This window comes from Chengkuizengella marina, from assembly GCF_009910845.1.
Taxonomy (GTDB): domain Bacteria; phylum Bacillota; class Bacilli; order Paenibacillales; family KCTC-33759; genus Chengkuizengella; species Chengkuizengella marina.
The window spans coordinates 13,100-37,191 of the sequence record NZ_SIJB01000012.1; the positions used below are offsets into that span (position 1 = coordinate 13,100).

The window sequence follows — 24,092 nt, forward strand, 5'->3', positions numbered from 1 at the left end:
TTCTAATGATATTATGATTGTTAATTCAATTCTTTTAGAAAGTGCTATTTTGGAGCTGTAAATATGAATATTGTATTTATTAGCGGATCGGAAGATAGACATGAATAAAATTTTTTTGAGTATTGTTTTGCCAAGAATTAAAAGTATAACTAGCAACGATGAAGTTAAACGTTTTATCAGCAATTTAGGCACCATATTCATTTTTAGATTTATTGCAGCTATTTTGAATGCTTTAAGCTTGATTATTGTAACAAGGTATTATGGTGTAGTTGCTATTGGAGAAATAACAATCATACAAAATGTTGCGTATTTTTTAATCATCCCCATTCTTCTAGGTGTAAATTTATCCATTATAAAATACATCCCCACATTGGATAAAAATGATGTCCAAAAGCTCTTAGGCTCTGTTTTTGTATGGAACATCTTTCTTACTGGATTTTTTGTATTGATATATTTGATATTTACTGATTTTTTTTCAGGTCTTACAAATATATCAACTACAAATTGGATATTCAGTGTAGCATTAGCAGTGTTTATCAACTTGTCTATGGTTATGGATGCAGTATTAAGAGCAGAAAAAAAGTTTTTTACACTAGGAATTACTAAATTAATTGGAACATCCGTATTTTTTGTAATTATCGTAATATCCAGCCTAAAATCAGGAAATATATATCTTTTTATAGGTGCTTTAATTATTAATCACTGTATATTTGCGATACTATCCTTTAAAGATATTGAAGAAAAAAGGTTTGGATTTTCTTTAAAAATATCAAAGCTTCTATATGGATATGGGGCTATAAATATGGTTAGTTGGACATTATCAACATTGTTATTTTCAGTTGATTTATTTATCGTAAACCATTTTGTTTCTAGCTATGATGTTGGGATATATTCTGCTTATCATGTAAATGTCAGAATATTCTTTAATATGATGTTTCATGAGATTTTTGCTGTTGTCTTTCTACCTACAATTGCGCAAATGGATAAAATAAAAATTTACAAACGGATAGTACGTTTAATCCCTATATTGCTTCCCCTTGCTATTATTGCAAACGCAGTTTTGTGTATGATTCTGCTGTTTATGTATGGGAGAGACTATCCATTTAATTGGTTATATGTTCTAATTGTTTCCCTCAGTACAGGTTTCCATTTTATTTATTGGATTTTTAATTCGGTATTTACTGTAGAAGGGAAAAAAGGAGCATGGATATGCTTACTAGTGCAAGGGATTCCTTTACCTGTATTATTAGGAACATGTTACTTTTTAACTAAAATATATGGAGTAACAGGAGCGATGGTATCTTCCTTGATTACACAAATCGTATTGATAGGGATGTTTATTTTGCTTATAAAGGTTCAATATTTTAATAGAAATAGAAGTATGTTTTCTCTTAAAAGAAAGAGTATAGAAAGAGTTAACAGCAGGAACTTGTAAACTCTTATTTTTAGAAATGAAAGAGGTTTTGAGTTTATATATTTGATTACAGGGAGGGAGTAAATGAAAGCAAGTATTGTTATACCTACTAAAGATAAATTATACAGATTGAGATTGGTATTACAGGCTTTAGAAAAACAAATAAATGATGATGTGGAAGTGATTATTGTTTTTGATGGATGTAACGAGGATACGTTGGATCAATTCAATAAAACATGTTTTTCATTTTCACCTATTCCAATTGTTTGTGAACATAATGTGGGCAGGGCAGCTGCTAGAAATTTAGGGATTCAAAGAGCATCTGGAGATATTATTATTTTTGTGGATGATGATAGAGTACCTGATCAAGATTTTGTTAATAAACATATTTATGGTCATCAAAATGAGAAATGCGTTTTACTCGGGGAAAGAAAAGATGTTTTTATGTTAGAAAGTGAAATCAAAGACCTATTTGACCAAGGTCTTCTACGGGATGATATTCAAATTTTAAAATCAAAAGTGACAAAAAAACAATTGCAGAAAGGAGTTTCAATTCATCATATTAACATGTTGAATTGGTTAAGTTTCTACACGGGTAACGTTTCTATAAAAAAGAAATATTTAGAACAAATAGGATTTTTTGATGAAAAGTTTAAAGGATGGGGACATGAGGATCTGGATTTAGGCATACGTTTATCCAACATAGGTTTGAAATTTAAAAAAGATAACTCTCTCGTAAATTATCATCTTCTACATGATAGTAATTTTAATGTAAAGGAAAAAGTAGAGCAGTCTAATAAAAATTTGAAATATATGATTAGAAAGTATAAGAGAAGTTATATACAATGGATTCTTTTTCTTTTTTATTTAAAACATAGGCTAGTAGGTTTAAATATAAACAAAAATGTAATGAGAGAGAAGAAAACAACGATAAGTAAGTGATTCCAATATCTTATAGAATAGGGGAAAATACAATGAAAGCAAGTATCGTAATTTCCACAAAGGATAAGTTGTCAAGATTAAAATTGGTCTTACACGCCTTAGAATCACAAGTTAATGATGAAATAGAAGTGATCATCGTATTTGATGGATGCAATGAAAAGATGATAGATCAATATCATCAAATAAACTTTTCATTCTCACCTGTTAACATCATATGTGAAACAAACGTTGGGAGAGCAGCTGCTAGAAATCTTGGGATTAATAAGACAAAAGGAGAAATCATCATATTCTTGGATGATGATAGAGTGCCTTGTTCAGATTTTGTACAAATGCATATTGATGGACATTCACAAAAGTGTATTTTATACGGGGATAGACAAGATGTATTTTTCACTGAGAACGAAATAGAACAATTACCTTATGTTGACAATATTGACCAAATGATGAACTCAATCCAATCAAGAATAGTTGAGAATAATGCAGAGCCTACTACATCTCCAATTGATCCAGCAAATTTATTTAAGTGGTTAAATTTTTTAACAGGTAATATTTCCGTTGAAAAAAAGTATTTAGTAAAAGCTGGTTTATTTGATGAGCATTTTAAAGAGTGGGGACAAGAAGATATTGATTTAGGAATTAGATTATATAAAGAAAAGCTTCCATATAAGAGAGATGGTAGAATCGTGAACTATCATCTTCTACATGATAGTAATTTTAATATTAAAGAAATGAGAAAAAAATCTTTAAAAAACTTAAGGTATATGATTAAAAAATATAAAAATAATTTTGCTTTATTAGCACCCTTGGTTTGGTTATACATGCGATATAAGGTGTTAGGTTTAAGTATTACTCACGATGCTCAGACGTATGAAAAAAGGTTTGTTAAAAATTAGTTATTATCAATGAGTGTAGAGGAGGGGTTTTTAATACAATGAGAGCAAGCATTGTAATCTCCACAAAAGATAAGTTATCAAGATTGAAATTAGTTTTACAGGCACTAGAACCGCAAGTAAATCATCAAGTAGAAGTCATTATCGTCTTTGATGGATGTAATCAAAGTACAATGAATAGATTTAACCAAATTCACTTTTCATTTTCACCTATCAAAATTGTTTGTGAAACAAATGTGGGCAGAGCAGTTGCTAGAAACCTTGGGATTAAACAAGCAAAAGGAGAAATTATTATATTCTTGGATGATGATAGAGTACCTTGTCCAGGTTTTGTACAAATGCATATTGATGGTCATTCGGAAAAATGCATTTTGTATGGAGAAAGACCAGATGTTTTTTTCTCTGAAAATGAAATTAATGAGTTAGGAAATGAAAATGATTTAAGTCATGTGATGGAAACTTTAAAATCAAGAATTGTAAATAAAGAAGATTCTAACACAGCTTTTATTGATCCTGGGAAAATATTTAAGTGGTTAAACTTTTTAACTGGAAATATTTCAGTTGAAAAAAAAGATATCGAAAAAGTAGGTATGTTTGATGAATCATTTAAAGAATGGGGGCAAGAGGATATTGATTTAGGTATTAGATTATTCAGAGAGAAACTCCCTTTTAAGAAAGATGATCACATTGTGAACTTTCATCTTTTACATCCGAGTAACTTTGACATTAAGGAAATGAAAATGAAATCTTTAGTCAATTTAAAATATATGATTAAAAAGTATAAAAAGGACACTGTTTTATTTCTCTCACTAATTATTTTATTTATCAAATACAAACTGATCGGATTAAGTATTGATCATAATGCTTATGAATACGAACAACGTTTTTCAAAAGTTAAACTTTAAGAAAATTTATCTATATCAACTTTTCGTAAGATACTTTTAATAATTTTCAGGAAAACAAAGATGTGAAGGAGGAGAAAATGAGTAATCATGTATTGGTTTCAGTAGTGATTCCTAATTATAACTATGAAAAGACATTACATAACTGTTTAGAAGCCCTACAGAAACAAACTTATAAAAATATAGAAATTATTTTTGTCGATGATGGCAGTACGGATCACTCTGTAGAGATAGCAGAAAAGTATCCGTGTAAAATTATTGAAACGAAGAATAAAGGTGTTTCTTCAGCAAGAAATACAGGCGTTGAAAACTCAGCAGGAGAAATCGTATTTTTTTTAGATAGTGATGTTGCCTTGTTTGAGGATGCGATTGAAAATACGGTTAATCAATTTAGTAAAGATCCTTCACTAGGCAGTGTGTGTGGTATTTATGCTAAAGAAGCTATGTTTAATGATAGCTTAATTGAAGAATACCGTACGCTGCAAAACTATTTTTGGAGAAAAAGTTCAGAAGGATATGTGACAGCAGGATTCTTTTCCCTTGGAGCTGTAAAAAAATCTGTATTCAATGAACTTGGAGGATTTAATAAGGAATTAAATAATTCAGAAGATATCGAATTTGGGCATCGACTTAATCAGAATTATCGATTGCTACTTACAAGTAAAGTTATGGGATACCACGATGAAGAAGATCAGTTGGGTAATTTGATGAGAAAAATGCATGAACGTGCTTTACAAAGAGTCCCGTTTTATTTCTCAAGAAAGAAATTCACAAAAGGATTTGAAACTCCACTTAGGGGATTAGGGATGTTATTTGTTGGATTAAGTACTGTATTATTACCCCTATCGATTCTAGAACTATATTCACTCTTATTCTTCTGGGGTTGTTTATTTATTTTTATTTTAACTGATATTGGTCAATATTGTTTTGTTATGAAGGAAAAGGGAGTTATATTCACTTTGTTTTTTATTGGTGTACATTGGACGGTAACAGCTGTGGTTTTTTGGGGATTTGTTAGAGGACTTGTACAGTTCCTACTAAGCAAAAAATTTCGATTAAAATACAGGTACGGGAGTTGATGGAATGAAGAAAAAGGTATTAATAACTGGGAGTAATGGGGTATTAGGTAAAAACTTAATACAATATCTTGAAGATCACTATAGGAATGATTATGAATTACACCTATTGGATGTTGCACAACCTGAAGATCAAACATCTAAACATAAGACTAATAAAGGTGATATTAGAAGTAAAAAAGACGTTGAAAAAGTAATCAAAGATATTGACATCGTAGTGCATTGTGCGTCGGCATCCCCTTCTTATAAAGAGTCTGAAATATTTGACATTATTATCAACGGAACTTCAAATCTATTAAATTGTTCGTTTGAAATTGGAAATGTAGAGAGGTTTATTTATATTTCATCTACTTCGGTTTATGGTGTACCTGAAAAAGCACCCATTTTTGAAAATGATGAGGTCAAACCATATGATCCTTATAATAAAGGGAAGATTGAAGCAGAAAAACGATGTTTGCAGTGGCGTGCGAAAGGAAAGTGTATCACCATATTGCGACCTAGATCATTTTTAGGACCCCATCGATTAGGGACATTTGGAATTTTATATGAGTGGGCGAGTGAAAAACGTAACTTTCCAATGTTGGGTGCAGGTAAAAATAAATATCAACTATTAGATGTAGAAGATCTTTGTCAAGCGATATGTTTATCCATGTCAGTAGACAAACAAAATGCAAATGATCTATTTAATATCGGGGCTAAAGAATTTACAAATATTAAAGAGGACTATCAAGCTGTTCTTCATGAGGCAGGGTATAACAAAAAAATTATTTCAATTCCGGTGTTTCCTATGATTATTATTTTATCTATTTTAGAAAAATTAAAATTGTCTCCTTTTTATAAAAGACTATATAAAAAATTAAATAGAAATTATTATGTGTCCATCGAAAAAGCAGAAAAACAATTAGGTTATAATCCCAAATATTCAAATAAGGACGCATTAATTCGAAACTATCATTGGTATTTAAGAAATCAGAAAAAATATAATACAGCGGGACTTAGTAATAACGCAGTTTGGAATCAAGGTGTATTAAAATATGCAAAGTATTTTTTCTAATGATTAACTATCTGGAGGTTGTATATGCAAACGATCCAAGGTTTGAAATTAATGACAATGGAAGATGCTGATCAACTTAATGAAAAAGAGAATCTTAAACTTTTTAAAAAACATATAGGTCATAATTTGGGGAAAATGCTCTCCATGTTAGGATTTGCAGATGTGATACCAGTAAGGGCAAATGGAATGTATATTACGTTGAATGATGGAAGAGAAGTTTTAGATATGACAGGTCATGTGGGTGTATTAGTTGTGGGACATAATCATCCTAGAATCATTAATGCAAGAAGAAAGTGGGCTGAAAGAGAAGGTTTAGAGACGTGGAAATTTTTCCCTTCCCCATATCAAGCAGCACTTTGTCACAATCTATCCCTTGTTTTTCCAGAAGATTTAGAGGTGGTATTTTTCTGTAATAGCGGTGCAGAGGCAAATGAAGGAGCTATGAAACTAGCAGAAAAATATGCAGGACCAGGGAGAGAACTTATCGTATATACAGATATTTCATTTCATGGAAAAACTCATGCTACATTAACAGTATCAGGCTCTGAAAAACATCAAAATCATCATTTTAATCAACTTGAGAATTGTACGATGGTGAAATATGGTGATATTAACGATTTAAGAAGAGTAATAGAAGAGAATATGAATAGCAAGGGAGCTACTAGAGTTGGAACTTTTATTGTAGAAGCGATTAGAACAGAAGGAGTAGTTATACCTGATAAAAACTATTTTAAAGAGGTGCGTGAACTCTGTGATCAATATGATATTGTATTAATTTTTGATGAAATTTATACAGGGTTTGGAAGAACTGGGAAGATGTTTGCGTTTGAGCACTTTGAAGTATCTCCAGATATTTGTTCCTTCTCAAAAGCTTTTGGTGGAGGAAAAGCTACATTTGCTGCTTTTATTACTAAACCATGGATTTTTAACAAGGCTTACTCAAAAATGAATGAAGCAACTCTTCATTCTACTACGTATAATGGCTATGGTGAAGAAATTGTATCTGCCATGGAAACCATGCATATCATCAATGACGAAAATTTAGTCTCTAATTCTGAGGAGATGGGAGAATATTTATTGAAACGTCTTGAGGAAGTGAAAAATGAATTTCCAGACATTGTTGAATATGTAAGTGGTATTGGATTGTTAACATGTATTAAGTTTAAGTCTAAGACCAAAAAAATGGTAAAGTTATTCTCAAATCGTGGTGGGGAGACGATTGATAAATTTATAACTGGAGCTATCATTACTTTATTGTTCAAAAAACATAATATATTAACTTTTACACCTCCACACGATTCATCTCAGTTATTGATTACACCTAGCTTAATTATAAACAAAAAACAGATAGATTTTTTTATAGAGTCTCTTAAAGAAGTTTTAAGTGAAAATCTTTGGAAGGTTGGTTTTGATTATATAAAAAAATTGACTCCCCTTTGAGTTATTTACCTTTATATACTAACTGTATGAATGATATCTGGTATAGTGAACGATAAATTCGTTTAAGTGAAGTTTAAATAATATGATTAGTTTAGGAGAATGAATAAATATGAAATTAAATTGGAAGCATTATATTTCTATACTTTTAATAATTACAGCGTTAATATTTGAATGGTTTATTATTGGAAAAATATACTGGTGGAATGTTGCGGCAAGTGTTCCATCAATATTCTTATTTGTATTGCCAATCATCATATTGATTTTATCTATTAAAGAAAAGAAGAAATTATTTTTTATTTTTAGTTCAATTATTTTATTGTTTATCATTATACCTAAAACGGATATTAATCCTTATGCATTACAGGTACAGAAAGATGTTGATGATACGGCTATAAAAGTAATGGGATGGAATACAGATCTTTGGGATATGCGAGATGAATATGATGGGCTGTATGAATTTCTAGTAAGTATGGATCAAGATATATATATACTACAAGAATACGAATACTCAGATAATTGGGTGCCTTATTTTATAGATAGATTTGACGAGATAAAGTCCCATTTTCCTGATTATGAAATATTAACAAGTAATCAATATGTGATTATTAGTAAATATCCGATCATAGATCATGAATTATCTGAAACGACACAAGTATTAATGGCTAAACTTGATATAGAGGGACAAGAAACAACGGTTATTGATGTTCATATTAGACCGCATGTTGACCTCGGTAATAGTATTTTTACATCTATTTTTTGGGATTATGCTAAAGTAAGGCATATATTGAGAACTAAAGGCTTTAGAGAAATTGAAGATTATATGGCACAGGCTGAGGGTAATCCAATCATAGTTACAGGTGATTTTAATACGACTAAATTCATGGGAGGATTAGAAAATATAAGCGGCCAATTGGAAGATACTATTAAATACTATGATAAATTTTTAACTAATACTTGGGAAAGAGATGGTCGATTTTTATGGCGAATAGATTATTTCTTTGTGAATGATGAGATAGAGGTTTTATCTTATGATACTGTAACAAATACTAAGCTTTCAGATCACAGAGCAATGTTTGTAATTTTGAGGTTAAAGGATAATAAAAAAGTAGCTTCTGAACTGTAAAATATATTTTATAATAAAATATACAATCAGAGTAAGGATTGTTTAATTATATGATGAGAAGGAAGGTAAGTATGAGCAAAAACATGTTAAATACAAATGTGATTACACAAATTGGAATCATCGTTAAAGATGTTGAGAAGACGTCACAAATGTTTGCAGATTTTTTCGGTGTAGATAAACCTGAGGCATTTTGGACAGATGCAGCAGATAAAGCACAAACAGAATATAAAGGCAGCTCAACTAAAGCAAGGGCAAGATTAGCTTTTTTCGATATGGGATCTCTTCAATTGGAATTAATTCAACCTGATGAAAATCCTAGTACATGGCGGGAGTTTTTAGATGAAAAAGGTGAGGGTGTACATCATATCGCTTTTGAAGTTAAAGGATTATTTGAGAAAATAAAAGTCTTAGAAAATCAAAATATGCCCCTTGTTCAAAAAGGTGAATTTGATGGTGGTCGATATGCTTATATGGATACTAGCCATAATTTAAAGGTAATTCTTGAATTATTGGAAATTGATTAATACATAGTAGTGATTATGAACATACTCCTTTCACTCCATTCTCTAAATTGAGAATGGATTTTTTTATCAAAATAAAGCTAAATACTGACTTTCGATCAAAGTGTCAAGTTATCTTATAAATTTGTACGACTGTCTACGGATATACATACAATCAAATTCAATAAATTGTTCATACGATATGATGAACGATAAATAAAAGATAAAATTCGTTCAATGATATGTAGGAGGTGTATTAAAATTGGCTTTTTGCGTTCGTCTTAAGGAACCCGTAAATGCACAAGTTAATATACAAGAATTTATTCAAGTTTGTGCTTTTACAACTACCCCAACAGATAAGGACACTTATGTTTTAGTAACTTTGGGTGATCGTAACCAAGTTGATGATATAGATTTTGTATTTAGTGATGGAACTCCAATTTTATTTAATGAAGTAGGAGCCAGTAGATTTGATGATGTTATTCTGAACACATGTGCTAATATTATTGGCACTTTTAAGAGACCAGGGGAATATATATTTAATGTAGCTTTATTAGAGCAAGATACTAACGATCGACTGGATGTTGAAGTTGCAGTTGTTAAAGTTGCTAGGTCTTAATCATAACCTAATAGGACTAAGGTTGTAATTATTATCATTCAAAAATATGTTAAGAGGGACTGAAAAGAGATGAATTTCTCAATATCAGTCCCTTTGTTCATGGTTTACATTCGTTATATTTAAACGATGAAGAATGTAAAAACAGATAACAGAACGGATGTGATGACCATCGCTATAAATGGGCGCATAGCTTTTGAACGGAGTGCATTTAGGTTTACATGTAAGCCTAAACCTGCCATAGCCATCGTTAACAAAAAGGTTGTAAAGATTGATATATTACTTATGATTTCATTAGGAATTACAATGATGTTACCAATCACATAGCTTCCAACTAAACTCATTGCTATAAAGCCAACTAGGAACCATGGGAAATGAATTTTCGTATCTTCTGTCCCCCCTGATTGTTTTCTCTTTTTCCAGAAAATTAGAATAAAACATAAAGGAACAAGTAAGAATACACGTCCAAGTTTAGCCAGTAATGCAATGGCTAACACCTCCTCACCAGCAGGTGCAGCAGCAGTAGCAACATTTGCTAATTCATGTAAACTTACTCCTGCCCAAATCCCAAATTGATCAGGTGTAAGAGGTAAAACGGGAATTAACAATACATAAATGATGGAAAATATAGTACCAATTAAAGCAATGATGCCTATACTGATTGCAGTATCTTCTTCTCTAGATTTTAGAATAGGAGAGACGGCAGCAATGGCTGCTGCACCACAAACCCCGGTTCCAACACCAACTAACAACGATAAGTTTAAATCTGCCTTTAGCCATTTAGCAATGACAAGCGTCAATACGATTGATACAACAATAGAAAAGATTGCGAAACCAACTAAACCTAGTCCTTGTTTGAATATAATGTCTATATTTAACTTTAAGCCATATAGAATTATGGCAAGTCGTAATAAAATTTTTGCTGAAAAAATAATCCCTGATTTAATTTTTTCAGGATAACCAATAATTTGTCGATAAAAGATGGAAATGATAATGGCAGTTGCTAAAGGTCCTATGTATTGAAATCCGGGAAATTTAGCTACTTGAAAACTTAAAAGAGCAATGATGAAAGTAAACATGACTCCACCAGTCCAGTAAAAAAGCGGTTTAACATTAATGGAATGTGACTTTTTTAAAACGTTTTCATTCATGAGAGAACCTCTCTAATCATATTTCTTAAATTTAGCATAAATCATCCTATTGAATAAGAAAAATAAATCATAATAATATTTATAATAATGATTTACTTATGATACAATAGAAACAACAAAAAGAGAGGTCGTGGTTATCCATGGATCATCAATTACTTGTTTTTACTACAGTTGTAGAGAAGGAGAATTTTTCCCGTGCAGCGGAAGAACTACATATGACTCAGCCTGCTGTTAGCCAATACATTCAAGCCCTTGAACAGCAGATAGGGACAAGATTATTAGAACGGAGCAATAAATTTGTTCGATTAAATATGGCAGGAGAAATCGTATATCATCATGCAAAGGAAATATTGGGACATTATACTAGGATGCAATATTTAGTAGATGATTTAATGAATAAAGCAAGCGGAAATTTATTTATAGGTGCAAGTTATTCTTTTGGTGAATATGTATTACCCCAAATGATTTCAAATATGCTTGAGGATTATCCACTTATTAAACCTTCTATTACGATTAGAAATTCAAAAAGAATTGTAAACCTTATCATTAAAAATGAACTAGAAATTGGTATCGTAGAAGGTGAGTTCAATCACCAAAGTTTAAATATAGAACCATTTGCAGAAGACTTAATGTATGTTGCGGTTGCTGCAAATCATCCATTTTCACGTCAAAAAAACATAACGAAACAAGAACTGGAATCGGAAACATGGATCATAAGAGAGGAAGGATCTGGTACAAGAGAAGCGGCAGATAAAATGTTTAAAACATTAACATTAAATCCTACTAATAAAATGGAGTTTGGGAGTACACAAATTATAAAGGAATCAGTAGAATCAGGAATTGGCATTTCATTGCTTTCAAAATGGGCAATTCAAAGGGAATTATCTTCTGGTACATTACATGTGATAGAGTATGAAGGTTTACCCGTTCGAAGAAAGTTCTCTATTGTAACTAGGACCGTTCCTTTTCAAACAAAAGCAATGGAAATATTTTTGAAATTATTAAGAGAACAGTGAAAGTAAAATTGTTTTTTATGAGATAATCCAATATTGTTTGGGTAATTTATTTTTTAAAACATATGGTTAAGTATTCTTTATTAAGAAAGGGAACTTTTATTTAAAGGAAAGTTCCCATGTATGAATGAATAACGATGATATTTTTTAAGAGATTTATTGTATTTTAAAAGGTTGATTCTAATTCTATTCACGTCTTTTTAAAGTCATCTCTAATCCATTTTTTGGACTTAATGTGATTAATGGTTCTACTTCAACCTTGGTAGGGTTATGGAGTAGTAATTTATATTGTTGAGCAATGGTCACTAATATAAGTGCTGCTTCCTGCAAAGCAAAGTGATTTCCAATACATACTCTTGCCCCACCTCCAAAGGGGAAATATGAAAATTTTGGGTTGTTTTTAATGTTATCATCTAAAAATCTTTCTGGAATAAATTCATCTGCCCTATCATAATAAAGTGGGCTTCTGTGTAATGCATATTGGCTTAATAAGATTTCGTCTCCCTTTTTAAACAGGTGATTTCCAATTTTTACTTCTTCTACGACTTTTCTTCGTAATTGGTATACTACTGGATAAAATCTGAGTGATTCTTGTATGATGAGATCTGTATATTGTAGGTTTTTAAGATCATGAATCTTCGGGGGTTTGCCTGCAAGAACCGTATCAATCTCTTCATAAAGTTTTTGTTCAACTTCTGGATGTTGAGAAACTAAAAACCATATCCAAGATAACATATTTGCGGTTGTACCGTGTCCTGCAACAAAAATGGTCATCACTTGATCTTTAATTTCTTCATTTGTCAATTGATTATTACTTTCATCCCTAGTTTTTAATAAAAGAGATAATAAATCGTGGTAATTATCTATATTTTCACTCTTCCTTTTTTCTATTATAGATAATACAACCTGATTTAATAGTTGTATGTTTTGACGGAAGTCCATAATTTCTTTTTCATCAACTTGTGTATTCCCTGTATTTTTCATAATGAACCTTGCAAAATTTTTTAAAGAGGCGCGTAAATCACCTAAAAGATTTTTATCAGCTTTGGTTCCAAACATAGTGTCAGTAATGATGTTTAAGGTGACCTCGTTCATTTCTCTTGATACATCTCTCTGCTGTCCGTCCTCCCAATTTTCTAATAGAGAAACGGTATGTTTTATCATATGAGGGGCAAAATGTTCAATGGATTGAAACATGGGTTGCATTAATTTACGATCTTTTCGATGCTTATGACCTTTACTAGTCACAAGCCCTTCCCCTAATAAGCTTTTTAATAGATTTGCAGTTGTTCCTTTTTCAAAATATTTTTGTTTTGTCACAAGTACTTCTTGAATATCCTCTGCATTAAATAAAATATAGATTCCTTTGTTTGGTTCTGGAATATACACCACACGATCTTTCATATATTTTTTTTGAAGTGTTATTATGCCATTTAAATCACTTTGAAACATCTTTGTTTCTTCATAGCTACCAACCGGAATTTTTGATCTTACTTCCATTTATTTAGATTCCTCCTCAACATAAAGAAGATTGTGGTTTTACTTTTCACAAAGTAAAACCTAGAATAATGATCATCCTGATTTTACCATATTATTATATATAAGAGTGAAAATAACTTTTTTATATAAAAAAGTTATTTTTATTCTTTAAAGGGAGAGGTAATGTTGTTCCATATAAAAAAACGTTGGTAATCATTCCAACGTTTTTCAATTTTGTTTTTAAATGTTCCTTTTATTTTCAAAGGAGTTTATTTTAACTGGTTTAAATTTAACTTTGGAACTAATTCATGTTCTGCTGCTCTATTAAGTAAAGAATGGATGGCTTCATATCCTTTATCCCCAAGATTAGCACTGAATTCATTTACATATAAATTTATATGTGCTTTAGCAATTTCTGGGGACATTTCTTGTGCGTGTGTCATGACATAATCTTTTGAAGCATCTGGATGTTTCCATGCATATTGAACAGAGGCACGAATCCAAGAAGTTATAGCTTCAAGGTTCAAGGATTTATGTGCAATGATAGCTCCAAGTGGAATAGGTAGATCTGTGTCTGATTCCCACCAATCTCCTAAATCGACTATCATTGATAATCCATAGGATGGATAAGTAAAACGTGCTTCATGTATAACTAAACCAGCATCCACTTTTCCATCACGAACAGCTGGCATAATTTTATGAAAAGGCATGACAATAATTTCACCTACTCCACCTTGTACGTGTTCAGCAGCCCATAGTCTAAATAATAAATATGCTGTTGACTTTTCACTAGGAACAGCTACACATTTACCTGATAAAGAAGTTGGATCTTCCACACTTTCTTTTTTATTAGTAAGTAAAAGCGGTCCACAACCTCTTCCTAGCGCACCTCCACATGGCAAAAGTGCATATTCTGGGAGAGCCCATGGTAGAGCCGCATAAGATATTTTTAAAATATTAGGCTTATTATCATCATTGGAGAGAACAATTTTGTTGGTAATGTCGATATCGGCATAGGTAACATTAAGTTTGGGTGCATCAGGAATGAGACCGTGTACCCATGCATGGAATATAAATGTATCATTAGGACAAGGTGAAAAATATATGTTCAATTGAACACCTCCTGTAGAATTGTACTTGTTTTAGTAAGACCTTCAAATGCCTCTTTCATACGCCATGCTTCTCTATCTCTTGGTCCAACAGGGTTTGAAATTGAGCGTATCTCTAAAAAGGGAATGTTTAATTCATGTGCAGCAGTTGCAACTCCAAAACCTTCCATTGCTTCAACAGCTGCTCCCTTTATCCGATTAGTAAGTTTTAATGCCGTTTCAGAAGTACCTGTAACGGTTGATAGTGTTAATATAGGGCCTATATGGACAATAAGTTCTGTAGTTTTAAGTGCTTGATATACTTTGTTCATGAGGTTAATATCCACTTTCAAGAGAGTAGAGCCAAAACCAAGTTCATCTAACCTACAAAAACCTTCAGCAGTTTCAACACCTAAATCAGCAGCAATGATTTCATTTGCAATCACGATCGAACCAACCTCAACAACATCAGCAAATCCTCCACCAATTCCCATGCTGATGACTACATCATATTTTGATGAACATATGGCTCTAGTTGTGTTAGCAGCTGCTGATGAAGGACCAACACCAGCTGCAATTACATGAATATTGTTTGTATTATGAAGACCTTTTAATATTGCTTCTTTTTCTGCTTCAACAGCAGTCACAATAAGTATTTGTTTATCCTTTGCAATCATTGAATATCACCCTTATGTTTTATTACTAAACTGAAATGTTTAAAAAATGCATTTTCGAATACCTTCTAATAATAAGCATACTTATTATTGGATAGAAAATCTATCTGTAAGGATTTAGTAAGAAAAGGAGAAATGCTATAATATTATTTTCGTATAAAGTTACCTTGATATTATAAATAAGTGTTTTATTTTTTCAATTCATTTATGATATTTTGAATGGTTTGAATGAATTGAGTATGATATGATTAACATAATTTGGTTATTATGTTTAAATATTTCAAGATTTAATTATGAATCTTTTTCTTATGTTAGCTTCCAAAAAATTTTAATATATTTTTAGAAAGAGGAGTCATTTATATGAGAAAAAAAAGTCTTGTAATGATTTTTAGTGCCATAGTACTGATATTATTCGTAATGTTACTATCTTATCAAAGCTTATATACGAATGGAAATGATCAACCACAAAAAGATCAAGAACAGGCAGTAGCAGATTTAAATATTCAAAAAGACAAAGAGAGCAAAAAAACTATAAATAATAGGGATAATGATAATGTAGAAATTCAAGTTAAAGATCGCAAGACTCAGCCTGCTTACTCTTATAGTGACGCTATTGTTGAATCTGTATTTATTGAGACGACAATTGATAGTGACAATGATGGTCATGTTGATCGGATTCACGCGAGTATTATCAGACCTAAGGAGACAGATGATGGACTTAAGGTTCCTGTTATTTATGAAATTACACCGTATATGTATGGGTTAAACCCACTAACTTTTCATGATGTGAACGTTGAATTAAATGCTGTTGATGAGAATGGGAAAGCTAAAGGTAAACCTTTTAGTAGTTCGGATTTCCCAGGTCTTTATGATGATTACTTCGTACCACACGGATATGCTGTAGTTATTGCTGAAAGTATTGGAACAGTCCGATCAGATGGTTGTCCTTCAATAGGTGATAAAAATGAAGTTCTGGCTGCCAGTTCCGTAATCGATTGGTTGAATGGTCGTGCTAATGCTTTTTCTGAAAATGGAGAGCCTGTACTTGCTAATTGGACAACAGGTGATGTTGGAATGATCGGAATGTCTTATAATGGCACATTAGATAATGGTGTTGCTGTAACAGGCATAGAAGGTTTAAAAACAATTGTGCCTATTGCAGCAATAAGCAGCTGGTATGATTATTATCGTGCCAACGGTGCTGTTGTGGCACCAGGGGGTTATCAAGGAGAAGATACAGATATTTTAGCTAATGCGATACTTACAAGGGAAAATTCTGAATTATGTAATGAAGTTGTGGATGGATTGAAGAATTCTCAAGATAGAATAACAGGAGACTATAATGAATTTTGGGATCATCGAAATTATTTAAATGAAGTAAAAAATATAAAGGCTAGCGTTTTTGTTGTTCATGGTTTAAATGATTGGAATGTTAAAACAAAACAATTTTCTCAATGGTGGGATGCTTTAGGTAAAAATGATGTTCCACGTAAACTTTGGTTGCATCAAGAAGGGCATAAGAATCCAAAAAGTATACGGGAAAATGAATGGTATGAAACATTACATAAGTGGTTTGATTACTGGCTTTATGATATAGATAATGGAATAATGGATGAACCCATGGTGGATATCCAGCGCGAAGATTCCTCATGGGAGATTGAAGACAATTGGCCAGCTGAAGGGGCTAAATCTACAACGCTTTATTTAAATCACAATTCTAGCATTCAAGTAGGAACGGTAAGTCTTCAATCTACTTCAAACAATCAAAAGAATGCAATGACTTTAATTGATGATCCGATGATACAAGCTGAAGTATTGGTTTCTAATCCTGAGGAAAGTAATCCTAATCGAATTGTGTTCATGACAAATGAACTGATTGATCGTGTTAGAATTAGTGGTACACCAGAAGTGAGTATACTTGCAAGTTTAGATCAGCCTGTATCAAATCTTACCGCCCTACTAGTTGACTATAGTAAAACTACGTCAAAGATCGTTACACGTGGGTGGATGGATCCGCAAAATATAAATGATGTAAATAAGTCAAAACCTTTAGATCCAAATAAGAATTATACTTTTACTTGGGATATGCAGCCAGACGATTATGTATTTGAAGAAGGTCATCGTATTGGTATTGTTTTTATTGCAAGTGATTATGAATATACATTACGTCCACCAGCAGGTAATAAATTAACGTTATTTCCACAAAAGAGCAAAGTTATTTTACCTGTAGTAGGGGGCAGCGATGCATTTAAATGGTAAGTGAGCAGATTATTTTGACTTGCTCATTTGAAAGGTTGAGCCTTCCTGTATTCTATTAAACAAATTTATTTACAAATCATACTTTCGTCTTCGTTTTTTATCCTGGCCTTGACCAGTTATGATGTCTTGTTTTTTTACGCTTAATAATACCAAAAAGGTGGATAGGTTCTACAACCAGAAGTTCTATCATCTAAAGTTGTAATATGACTAGCAGAAAAATTGAAAACTGTAAGACATAATAAAAGAGACATTAAAACCTTTTTTAAGGTAATATGTGTTAGTGCCTACAAAAGCTAATGGGTCTACACCATATGTCATCAAAGGTATTAAACTCTTCATCAGTAAATCTAGGGAATGTAAGATTATCAAAAGAAACAACACCAGAGCCAATCGCTTTACCAATATAAAACTCACGGTTGATCAGCAACCAATCGTGAGTTTTCTAATGGGAATCTACTATTATATAATATAGTACATCTCCACTTTATTTTATAATTTTTTCAAAGCAATTCACTGGTTAGGAGTGGATGAATATGCCTATCATTAAGATTTCAATGTTTATTAATGCACCTCCGAAAGTTTGCTTTGATCTTGCTCGAAGTATTGAGGTGCATGTTAAAACTACAACCCAGACTAAAGAAAGGGTCGTTGCAGGTAGGTCAAGTGGTATGATTGAATTACATGAGTCAGTCACTTGGGAAGCCGTGCATTTCGGTATACGTCAAAGATTAACAGCAAAAATTACTGAGTTTGATTCTCCAAATTTATTTGTGGATGAGCAAGTAAGTGGTGCCTTTAAGCGATTTAAACATACTCATAAGTTTATATCTTATCAGGGTGGAACACATATGATTGATATTTTTGATTATACTGCTCCTTTTGGTTTAGTTGGAAAACTAGCTGATATTATCTTTTTAAAAAGGTATATGCGTAAATTCTTAACAACACGAAATGAGGCTTTAAAAATGATGGCGGAGGAATGACTTTTAAACTATCAAAAAATGTGCGATACTTTTTATTAAAGTATTAGTCTATGAATCAAATTCAAATGAAAAAGAATAAGGAGGAGTTAATTTTGAAAAAAAGAACTATATTTTCAATCTTGTTTATTCTATCTTTTATATTTTCTGCGACGGCATTAGCAGAAGAATCAAAGATAGAAGTATGGATTGACGGAGAGCAAATACAATTTGAGCAAGGACCATTTATAAAAGATGGGATTACATTTGTTCCTTTTAGGGCTTTGTTTAGTGAGTTGGGATTAAATGTAAAATGGAATCAAGATACAAAAATGGTCATTGGGAAAAATGACGGTTTAACCGTTGAATTGTCACTCAATAATAATCAATTTACTGTAAATGGAGAAATGATCGAATTGTTAAGCCCCCCGGAATTAGTAAATAATTTTACTTATGTACCCTTAAGAGTTGTAGGAGAATCTACAGGAACAAGTGTACAATGGAATGGTGAAAAGAAAGCAATATCTATTATGAGCTCTGAATCTCAGGTAAATGAACAATCAGAATCAGCAGACTCTGATTATATTGTTAAAGTGAATGGTGAAAAAGTTGATAAAGACAAGCTATTTGATTTGATGGTTCAACAACTAGGAAAAGAAAAAACTGATGCATTGGTTCAACAACTTATTGATCAAACTTTAGTAGCCCAACAATTAGCAATAGAAGGGTTGAATGTGACAGACGAAGAAATAGCAGATAGTGTATCCAAAGAAATTGAACGTTTTAAAGCTTCATTTGGTTCTGATGAAGAAGTGGAAGCTTATTTACTTCGTTACGGAATGTCTCTGGAAGACTATCAAAAAATAGTAGAAGATATGATTCCATTCCAACTTCAAATTGAGAAATTATTTGAGTCAAAAATTGAAATAACAGATGAAGAAATTGCAACTTATTATGAAGCAAATTTATCTACATATACAGAAGAGGAGCAAGTGAAAGCCTCACATATATTAGTAGAAACGAAAGAAGAAGCAGAGTCTATCTTGCAACAAATTAACGATGGTACAGATTTCTCAGAGTTAGCTATAGAGCATTCAATAGACCCAGGAAGTGGTTCGAATGGAGGAGATTTAGGTTTCTTCGGACGAGGTGTGATGGTACCTGAATTTGAGGAAGCCGCTTTTAATTTATCCACTGGTGAAATTAGTGAAATCGTACAAAGTAATTTTGGATTCCATATTATTAAAGTAACAGATAAAAAAGAGGAAAAAACACCTACTCTTGAGGAAAAACAAGAAGAAATCAAAGAAGAGTTATCAAAAGTAAAAACCAGAGAACAATACCAATTGTGGATAGAAGAAGTTAAAACAGAATCAGAAATTGAAATTTTATTTTAACTAAACAGAGATATAAAAAGATTATGGGCACCATCCACCTTTGAAGAAAAAGGCGGATGGTGTTATTATTGTTTACTCGCTATGAATGGATTTATAGTAATCTCTCATGTAATGTAAAAAGGATAGCGGAATCTATGAGATTCTCTCCCGATGTTCTAATAGGATCGCAGATTTTGTCATATTTCTCACTTCGAATGAACTGCTTCATTTTTCTACGATATATTCTATTGAGATATCTTCTGATATCTGCGTTCTTCTTATTGTATAGAAAACTTTTGATCCCTTTGCGAAAATCTCTTAATCTTCTCTAAATTAGCTGAAACAAACCTTTCCTTTCAAGCGTCTAATAGGTTGAGGTGAATAATGGTGAGAAAAGAAATAAAGTTTTTGGCTGTATTATTGTTTTTAATATTTTTATTACTTGGGTGTTCTCAAAAGGATATACAATTAAAGGGTGATAAACCACCTCAACCGACAGTTTATTTTGAAGAAACAGATATTCCTGTCTATCAAAGTTCATATTGTTGGGTGAATGGATGTACCGATTACGCTTCACCAGAAGATACACTAATGGACAAAGCTAAGACCATCGTCTCCCCAAATAAAGTTCTAAAAATAAAATTTGAATACTTTCCTCAACCAAGTAATTTGGTTTTACAGCTTATTGAGGGTCATAAAGCTACGGACATAGAGATGGTGAATCATTCGTTTTTGGTTCCAGAAAAAGAAGGGATTTACTTCTACAAGTTATCTGCAAATTGGATATCTTCAATAGATGAAAGAGTTGTACTAGGTGATTCTAATTATGTCTTTGCTATTGAGGTTGCTTATTAAAACCGATTTATTATTAAAAGGATTGGTGAATTATGAAATACATATTGAAACCTATATTTGTATATTTATTGATGATATTTTTAACTTATGTGGATTGAGGAGTTAGCAGAATTTAAAACCGAAGAAGAAGTTACTACCATTGAAAACTCTGTATTACGTGCAGAACTTCCAAATGGTCTTTTTTATGCGTTTTACTATTCCTATAATCCACCTAAAAGAAAACAGTCATGGGTGAACAAAAAATATGAAACTAAAGTGAATATTTCATCTAATACGTATGTTTACCACTCTACCTATTTGGATAACCCTCACATTTCAAAAGTGTTTATTGAAGAGGCTGAAGAGGTTAAACGAAAAAAGAATGGGAATACCTTGGAAAAGCTATAGGTTCTGGAATAGTACCTTTTGATAATCTTACATTCCGTAGAATTACGGATGAAGAGTTAAAAGTTTTTGATAATATTCGTCAAGGAAATGACTGGGGTTATGGTGTAGACCCATTTGCTTTTGTACGCTGGCACTATGATAAAACCAGAAGAAAAATATATGCAATGGATGAGATTTACGGTTTAAAGATTTCAAAAATCGTGAAGAAAGCTATAAAAATAAAAGATAGACAGTATCATACCTTCTTAACAATTGCTGATTCTGCAGAACCAAAATCCATTGATGATTTGAAGGAACACGGTGTAAGAATCAAAGGAGCAAAAAAAGGACCTGGTTCGGTTGAACATGGTGAAAAGTGGTTAGATGAGTTAGAGGAAATTGTGATTGATCCTAAACGGACTCCAAATATTGCTAGGGAGTTTGAGAATATTGATTATATGACTGAATCAGATGGAAACCCAAAAGCAAAACTTGAAGACACTGACAATCACACAATCGATGCAACAAGGTATGCCCTCGAAAAAGATATGAGAAAATCAGGTGTTTCGTTTTAATTTAGTGAAGGATGTAAACAAAACTAGATAAGAGAATTCAATTTATCTTAATTTATTGAATTATCCAAAAATTAAGAATATTACTATTTTTTTATTCGACAAAATATGACAAAATAAAACAAGATTAGTTATATATAATATTATTTGTTTATAGTATCCTTAAGTTGTGAATGGTTAGGCGCCCAAAACATTCCAGAAAACACAACTAAAGAAGGAGTCAAAACTATGTTTAAAAAGGTAGCAGCATTTACTCTAGCAACTGCATTAATTTTAGGAGTGTCTACACCTCAAATAAATTTTGCAGAAGAAGGAATAGTTAAGAAAGACAAATTCGATAAAGAAGCTTATAATTCAAAAGAGGAAGTAAAGTTAGCTAAAAAATTGCAAAAAATGTCTGAAAAAGAAATTAAAAAAGAGCAAAAGTCTCTTAGTAAGCAAATTAAGGGATTAACGGATTCAGAATTAGATAGATTCATGTTTAATTTTGTTAAGGATAATTATCAATCAGATGAACAAATGACTGAGAATTTAAAGTTATTAGATATTGAATTTGCCAAAAAGAAAAAGGGTAAGGATAAACAAGTTTCCATTACCGGCATGAATCCAGCAGATATAGACTTATCAATTTTCTCATATAAGCGTGGAACGGAAGGATGGTATTCTATACAATCTAATTGGGAAACATTTGGAGGCGAACTTAGTATAGGTACACTTGATCTTGTTTCTATAGAGTGGGATCCTAACGTAGGAAATTACTACACAGTAGCTGTACCAGATGATAGAATCACTACTAAAAAAGATGGAACAAATAGACTGAATGGTATCTATTTATTTAATGTTAGAGACGCTTTTTTCAATTTTGATTCGTATGCAGTTGTTAGGGTAACTCCAAAAAAATTTAATACGAAGTTTCATTACGCAACAAAATATACACATACTTTTTCAGTGACTGATACTTCAAGTACGGGTTCAAGTAGTTTTCAATTTACTAACAGTGGTTTTACTGCTGGGTATTCATATTCAGTCACTAAACAAACAGGCATTGATGATTGGGATATATTTGATGATAATGACGTAACGTTTTAGTATAAGTAAAAAAGAGGAGTTTTCACTCCTCTTTCAAAAACAAAGGTGGTTTATATGAAAAAGACCTTAATTTTAATTTTTATGATTTTTCTTATTAGTGGTTGTTCAAATGAGCTAAGTGAGCCTGTATCCGATGAAGTAATATTTAAACAATATACCAATGAATTACAATCACATTATTATTCAACAAAAATATACCAATATGAAAAGATAATTGAAAGTATAATATCCAATAAAGGAGTAAGTGAAGATTTTACAAAAGGGATGGCTGAAACTTATAGAATGGAAAATAATCTTTATTATCCTGTCCGATTTAGAGATAAGGTGAAAATTCTTTCGGATAATGACTTCAATAATATATATAATTTATATAAAAATATGACTGAACATACTAATAAAATAGCTATTGAAGGCACAAATAATTCTAGTGATAATATTGAAAAATTAAAAGAGATAGTTAAACTTACTGATCAAATACGTGGTTTAAATCCTTATAAAGAAACAAACCAAACCACAGAAAAAGTGAAAGAGTTAAATGAAATCTTAGAAAATATTGTTAATGAATAATTATTCTAAGAACTAAAATTTTAGTTAGATTCTGAAGTCTTAAAACAATTGTGATTTAAATTAAATAGTTTGAAAATAAAATTTTATTATTAAACGGTTAATACAGAGAGCGCAATAATGCGTTCTTTTTTTATGTAAAAAAGTAAAATAATGAATGTCGGTGATAACTATTGATGGAAACAATAAAGAATATTTTACAAGATGGTGCTGCATCAGCAATGACATTAGAACAAATCATTAATCAGGAAATAGATGAGTGGTTTGGCTCTAGTGAACGTTGTTTAATGCTTGATGGAGAGCGATATTATAATGGTGAATCAGATGTTTTGGATAAAGAAAGACTGGTAATCGGTGAGGATGGTGAACAGGTTGAAGCAGAAAACGTTGCAAACAATAAATTAGTTCATAATTTCTCACGTAAACTAACTGATCAAAAAGTAGGATATCTGTTATCAAAGCCATTAAGTATTCAGACGGATGATGGGGCGTATGGTGAAGAATGGAACAATATCTTTAATAAAAGTATTAGACGTCTTATTCAAAATGTTGGTAAAGAGTGTATAAATAAGGGTAGGGCATGGATGCATGTTTATTATAATCAGAATGGTGAAAAAGGATACCGTCTGAAATAGGATGTGATCATCAAGCACCAAAAAAATTTGATTTAAGTCAACTCTCTAGAGTTGA

22 protein-coding genes and 1 pseudogene are annotated in these 24,092 nt (G+C 31.6%); 19 read left to right on the forward strand and 4 right to left on the reverse strand.

All coding sequences use genetic code 11. The features are described from left to right. Positions 1–100: 100 nt before the first annotated feature. The 10 genes from ERL59_RS04375 (at position 101) to ERL59_RS04420 (ending at position 9,960) form a co-directional block, all read left to right on the forward strand. Complete coding sequence (locus ERL59_RS04375; protein ID WP_160644919.1) at positions 101–1,435, forward strand: oligosaccharide flippase family protein; 1,335 nt, start codon at positions 101–103, stop codon at positions 1,433–1,435. Between the two features lie 63 nt (positions 1,436–1,498). Then, on the forward strand, positions 1,499–2,356 hold the full coding sequence (locus ERL59_RS04380; protein WP_160644921.1) for a glycosyltransferase family 2 protein: 858 nt from the start codon (positions 1,499–1,501) through the stop codon (positions 2,354–2,356). A 32-nt stretch (positions 2,357–2,388) separates the two neighbouring features. Then, positions 2,389–3,249: a glycosyltransferase gene (locus ERL59_RS04385; RefSeq protein ID WP_160644923.1), complete on the forward strand. Its 861-nt coding sequence runs from the start codon at positions 2,389–2,391 to the stop codon at positions 3,247–3,249. A gap of 38 nt (positions 3,250–3,287) precedes the next feature. Then, the gene (locus tag ERL59_RS04390) at positions 3,288–4,151 is read left to right on the forward strand and encodes a glycosyltransferase family 2 protein (RefSeq protein WP_160644925.1); all 864 of its coding nucleotides are present in this window, start codon (positions 3,288–3,290) and stop codon (positions 4,149–4,151) included. 77 nt (positions 4,152–4,228) lie between these two features. Next, positions 4,229–5,227 carry a glycosyltransferase family 2 protein gene (locus ERL59_RS04395; protein WP_160644927.1) on the forward strand — a complete coding sequence of 333 codons (999 nt, stop codon included), beginning with the start codon at positions 4,229–4,231 and terminating at the stop codon, positions 5,225–5,227. Positions 5,228–5,231: 4 nt separating this feature from the next. Next, a complete protein-coding gene (locus ERL59_RS04400) occupies positions 5,232–6,278 on the forward strand; it encodes an NAD-dependent epimerase/dehydratase family protein (RefSeq protein WP_160644930.1) in 1,047 nt (348 codons plus the stop codon). 24 nt (positions 6,279–6,302) lie between these two features. Further along, complete coding sequence (locus ERL59_RS04405) at positions 6,303–7,718, forward strand: aspartate aminotransferase family protein (protein WP_160644932.1); 1,416 nt, start codon at positions 6,303–6,305, stop codon at positions 7,716–7,718. Between the two features lie 109 nt (positions 7,719–7,827). Then, on the forward strand, positions 7,828–8,841 hold the full coding sequence (locus tag ERL59_RS04410) for an endonuclease/exonuclease/phosphatase family protein (RefSeq protein WP_160644934.1): 1,014 nt from the start codon (positions 7,828–7,830) through the stop codon (positions 8,839–8,841). 71 nt (positions 8,842–8,912) lie between these two features. Next, a complete protein-coding gene (locus tag ERL59_RS04415) occupies positions 8,913–9,365 on the forward strand; it encodes a VOC family protein (RefSeq protein WP_160644936.1) in 453 nt (150 codons plus the stop codon). Between the two features lie 238 nt (positions 9,366–9,603). Then, on the forward strand, positions 9,604–9,960 hold the full coding sequence (locus ERL59_RS04420; protein WP_160644937.1) for a hypothetical protein: 357 nt from the start codon (positions 9,604–9,606) through the stop codon (positions 9,958–9,960). Between the two features lie 119 nt (positions 9,961–10,079). On the opposite strand, the gene ERL59_RS04425 is transcribed toward ERL59_RS04420, so the two are convergent. Further along, a complete protein-coding gene (locus ERL59_RS04425) occupies positions 10,080–11,108 on the reverse strand; it encodes a YeiH family protein (RefSeq protein WP_160644939.1) in 1,029 nt (342 codons plus the stop codon). A 140-nt stretch (positions 11,109–11,248) separates the two neighbouring features. Between ERL59_RS04425 and ERL59_RS04430 the strand changes: the two genes are divergently transcribed. Continuing rightward, positions 11,249–12,124: a LysR family transcriptional regulator gene (locus ERL59_RS04430; protein WP_160644940.1), complete on the forward strand. Its 876-nt coding sequence runs from the start codon at positions 11,249–11,251 to the stop codon at positions 12,122–12,124. A 183-nt stretch (positions 12,125–12,307) separates the two neighbouring features. Here the strand turns inward: ERL59_RS04430 and ERL59_RS04435 are convergent, their stop codons facing one another. From ERL59_RS04435 to ERL59_RS04445, 3 genes are all read right to left on the reverse strand, one after another. Next, entirely contained in the window at positions 12,308–13,621 is a 1,314-nt protein-coding gene (locus ERL59_RS04435) for a cytochrome P450 (RefSeq protein WP_160644942.1), read from the reverse strand. A gap of 248 nt (positions 13,622–13,869) precedes the next feature. Beyond that, entirely contained in the window at positions 13,870–14,712 is an 843-nt protein-coding gene (locus tag ERL59_RS04440) for a 1,4-dihydroxy-6-naphthoate synthase (protein WP_160644944.1), read from the reverse strand. Then, positions 14,709–15,365, reverse strand: a complete 657-nt coding sequence (locus ERL59_RS04445) for a futalosine hydrolase (RefSeq protein ID WP_160644946.1) — start codon at positions 15,363–15,365, stop codon at positions 14,709–14,711. The genes ERL59_RS04440 and ERL59_RS04445 overlap by 4 nt, the downstream gene beginning before the upstream one ends. A gap of 357 nt (positions 15,366–15,722) precedes the next feature. Between ERL59_RS04445 and ERL59_RS04450 the strand changes: the two genes are divergently transcribed. The 8 genes and pseudogenes from ERL59_RS04450 to ERL59_RS04485 all read left to right on the forward strand — a co-directional run bounded on the left by ERL59_RS04450 (position 15,723) and on the right by ERL59_RS04485 (position 24,037). Then, positions 15,723–17,621, forward strand: a complete 1,899-nt coding sequence (locus ERL59_RS04450; RefSeq protein ID WP_160644948.1) for a Xaa-Pro dipeptidyl-peptidase — start codon at positions 15,723–15,725, stop codon at positions 17,619–17,621. A 533-nt stretch (positions 17,622–18,154) separates the two neighbouring features. Continuing rightward, complete coding sequence (locus tag ERL59_RS04455) at positions 18,155–18,604, forward strand: SRPBCC family protein (RefSeq protein WP_160644950.1); 450 nt, start codon at positions 18,155–18,157, stop codon at positions 18,602–18,604. A 92-nt stretch (positions 18,605–18,696) separates the two neighbouring features. After that, positions 18,697–19,977 carry a stalk domain-containing protein gene (locus tag ERL59_RS04460; RefSeq protein WP_160644952.1) on the forward strand — a complete coding sequence of 427 codons (1,281 nt, stop codon included), beginning with the start codon at positions 18,697–18,699 and terminating at the stop codon, positions 19,975–19,977. 366 nt (positions 19,978–20,343) lie between these two features. Further along, positions 20,344–20,811 carry a hypothetical protein gene (locus ERL59_RS04465; protein WP_160644954.1) on the forward strand — a complete coding sequence of 156 codons (468 nt, stop codon included), beginning with the start codon at positions 20,344–20,346 and terminating at the stop codon, positions 20,809–20,811. A gap of 84 nt (positions 20,812–20,895) precedes the next feature. Continuing rightward, positions 20,896–21,752: pseudogene (locus ERL59_RS04470) on the forward strand (PBSX family phage terminase large subunit); the annotation flags it as partial. A 225-nt stretch (positions 21,753–21,977) separates the two neighbouring features. Next, positions 21,978–22,838 carry a hypothetical protein gene (locus ERL59_RS04475; protein ID WP_160644956.1) on the forward strand — a complete coding sequence of 287 codons (861 nt, stop codon included), beginning with the start codon at positions 21,978–21,980 and terminating at the stop codon, positions 22,836–22,838. A gap of 54 nt (positions 22,839–22,892) precedes the next feature. After that, positions 22,893–23,405 carry an outer membrane protein assembly factor BamD gene (locus ERL59_RS04480; RefSeq protein WP_160644958.1) on the forward strand — a complete coding sequence of 171 codons (513 nt, stop codon included), beginning with the start codon at positions 22,893–22,895 and terminating at the stop codon, positions 23,403–23,405. 173 nt (positions 23,406–23,578) lie between these two features. After that, positions 23,579–24,037 (forward strand): phage portal protein, encoded by a 459-nt coding sequence (locus ERL59_RS04485; RefSeq protein WP_160644960.1) that lies wholly within the window; start codon positions 23,579–23,581, stop codon positions 24,035–24,037. Positions 24,038–24,092: the final 55 nt, after the last annotated feature.

What these genes read in the sequence shown, in the direction of transcription:
- ERL59_RS04425 (WP_160644939.1), bottom strand. Translation starts at nt 11,108, where the DNA reads ATGAATGAAAACGTTTTAAAAAAGTCACATTCCATTAATGTTAAACCG.
- ERL59_RS04455 (WP_160644950.1), top strand. Translation starts at nt 18,155, where the DNA reads ATGCCTATCATTAAGATTTCAATGTTTATTAATGCACCTCCGAAAGTT.
- ERL59_RS04475 (WP_160644956.1), top strand. Translation starts at nt 21,978, where the DNA reads ATGTTTAAAAAGGTAGCAGCATTTACTCTAGCAACTGCATTAATTTTA.
- ERL59_RS04385 (WP_160644923.1), top strand. Translation starts at nt 2,389, where the DNA reads ATGAAAGCAAGTATCGTAATTTCCACAAAGGATAAGTTGTCAAGATTA.
- ERL59_RS04430 (WP_160644940.1), top strand. Translation starts at nt 11,249, where the DNA reads ATGGATCATCAATTACTTGTTTTTACTACAGTTGTAGAGAAGGAGAAT.
- ERL59_RS04435 (WP_160644942.1), bottom strand. Translation starts at nt 13,621, where the DNA reads ATGGAAGTAAGATCAAAAATTCCGGTTGGTAGCTATGAAGAAACAAAG.
- ERL59_RS04415 (WP_160644936.1), top strand. Translation starts at nt 8,913, where the DNA reads ATGAGCAAAAACATGTTAAATACAAATGTGATTACACAAATTGGAATC.
- ERL59_RS04450 (WP_160644948.1), top strand. Translation starts at nt 15,723, where the DNA reads ATGAGAAAAAAAAGTCTTGTAATGATTTTTAGTGCCATAGTACTGATA.
- ERL59_RS04375 (WP_160644919.1), top strand. Translation starts at nt 101, where the DNA reads ATGAATAAAATTTTTTTGAGTATTGTTTTGCCAAGAATTAAAAGTATA.
- ERL59_RS04390 (WP_160644925.1), top strand. Translation starts at nt 3,288, where the DNA reads ATGAGAGCAAGCATTGTAATCTCCACAAAAGATAAGTTATCAAGATTG.
- ERL59_RS04480 (WP_160644958.1), top strand. Translation starts at nt 22,893, where the DNA reads ATGAAAAAGACCTTAATTTTAATTTTTATGATTTTTCTTATTAGTGGT.
- ERL59_RS04410 (WP_160644934.1), top strand. Translation starts at nt 7,828, where the DNA reads ATGAAATTAAATTGGAAGCATTATATTTCTATACTTTTAATAATTACA.
- ERL59_RS04400 (WP_160644930.1), top strand. Translation starts at nt 5,232, where the DNA reads ATGAAGAAAAAGGTATTAATAACTGGGAGTAATGGGGTATTAGGTAAA.
- ERL59_RS04445 (WP_160644946.1), bottom strand. Translation starts at nt 15,365, where the DNA reads ATGATTGCAAAGGATAAACAAATACTTATTGTGACTGCTGTTGAAGCA.
- ERL59_RS04380 (WP_160644921.1), top strand. Translation starts at nt 1,499, where the DNA reads ATGAAAGCAAGTATTGTTATACCTACTAAAGATAAATTATACAGATTG.
- ERL59_RS04395 (WP_160644927.1), top strand. Translation starts at nt 4,229, where the DNA reads ATGAGTAATCATGTATTGGTTTCAGTAGTGATTCCTAATTATAACTAT.
- ERL59_RS04485 (WP_160644960.1), top strand. Translation starts at nt 23,579, where the DNA reads ATGGAAACAATAAAGAATATTTTACAAGATGGTGCTGCATCAGCAATG.
- ERL59_RS04405 (WP_160644932.1), top strand. Translation starts at nt 6,303, where the DNA reads ATGCAAACGATCCAAGGTTTGAAATTAATGACAATGGAAGATGCTGAT.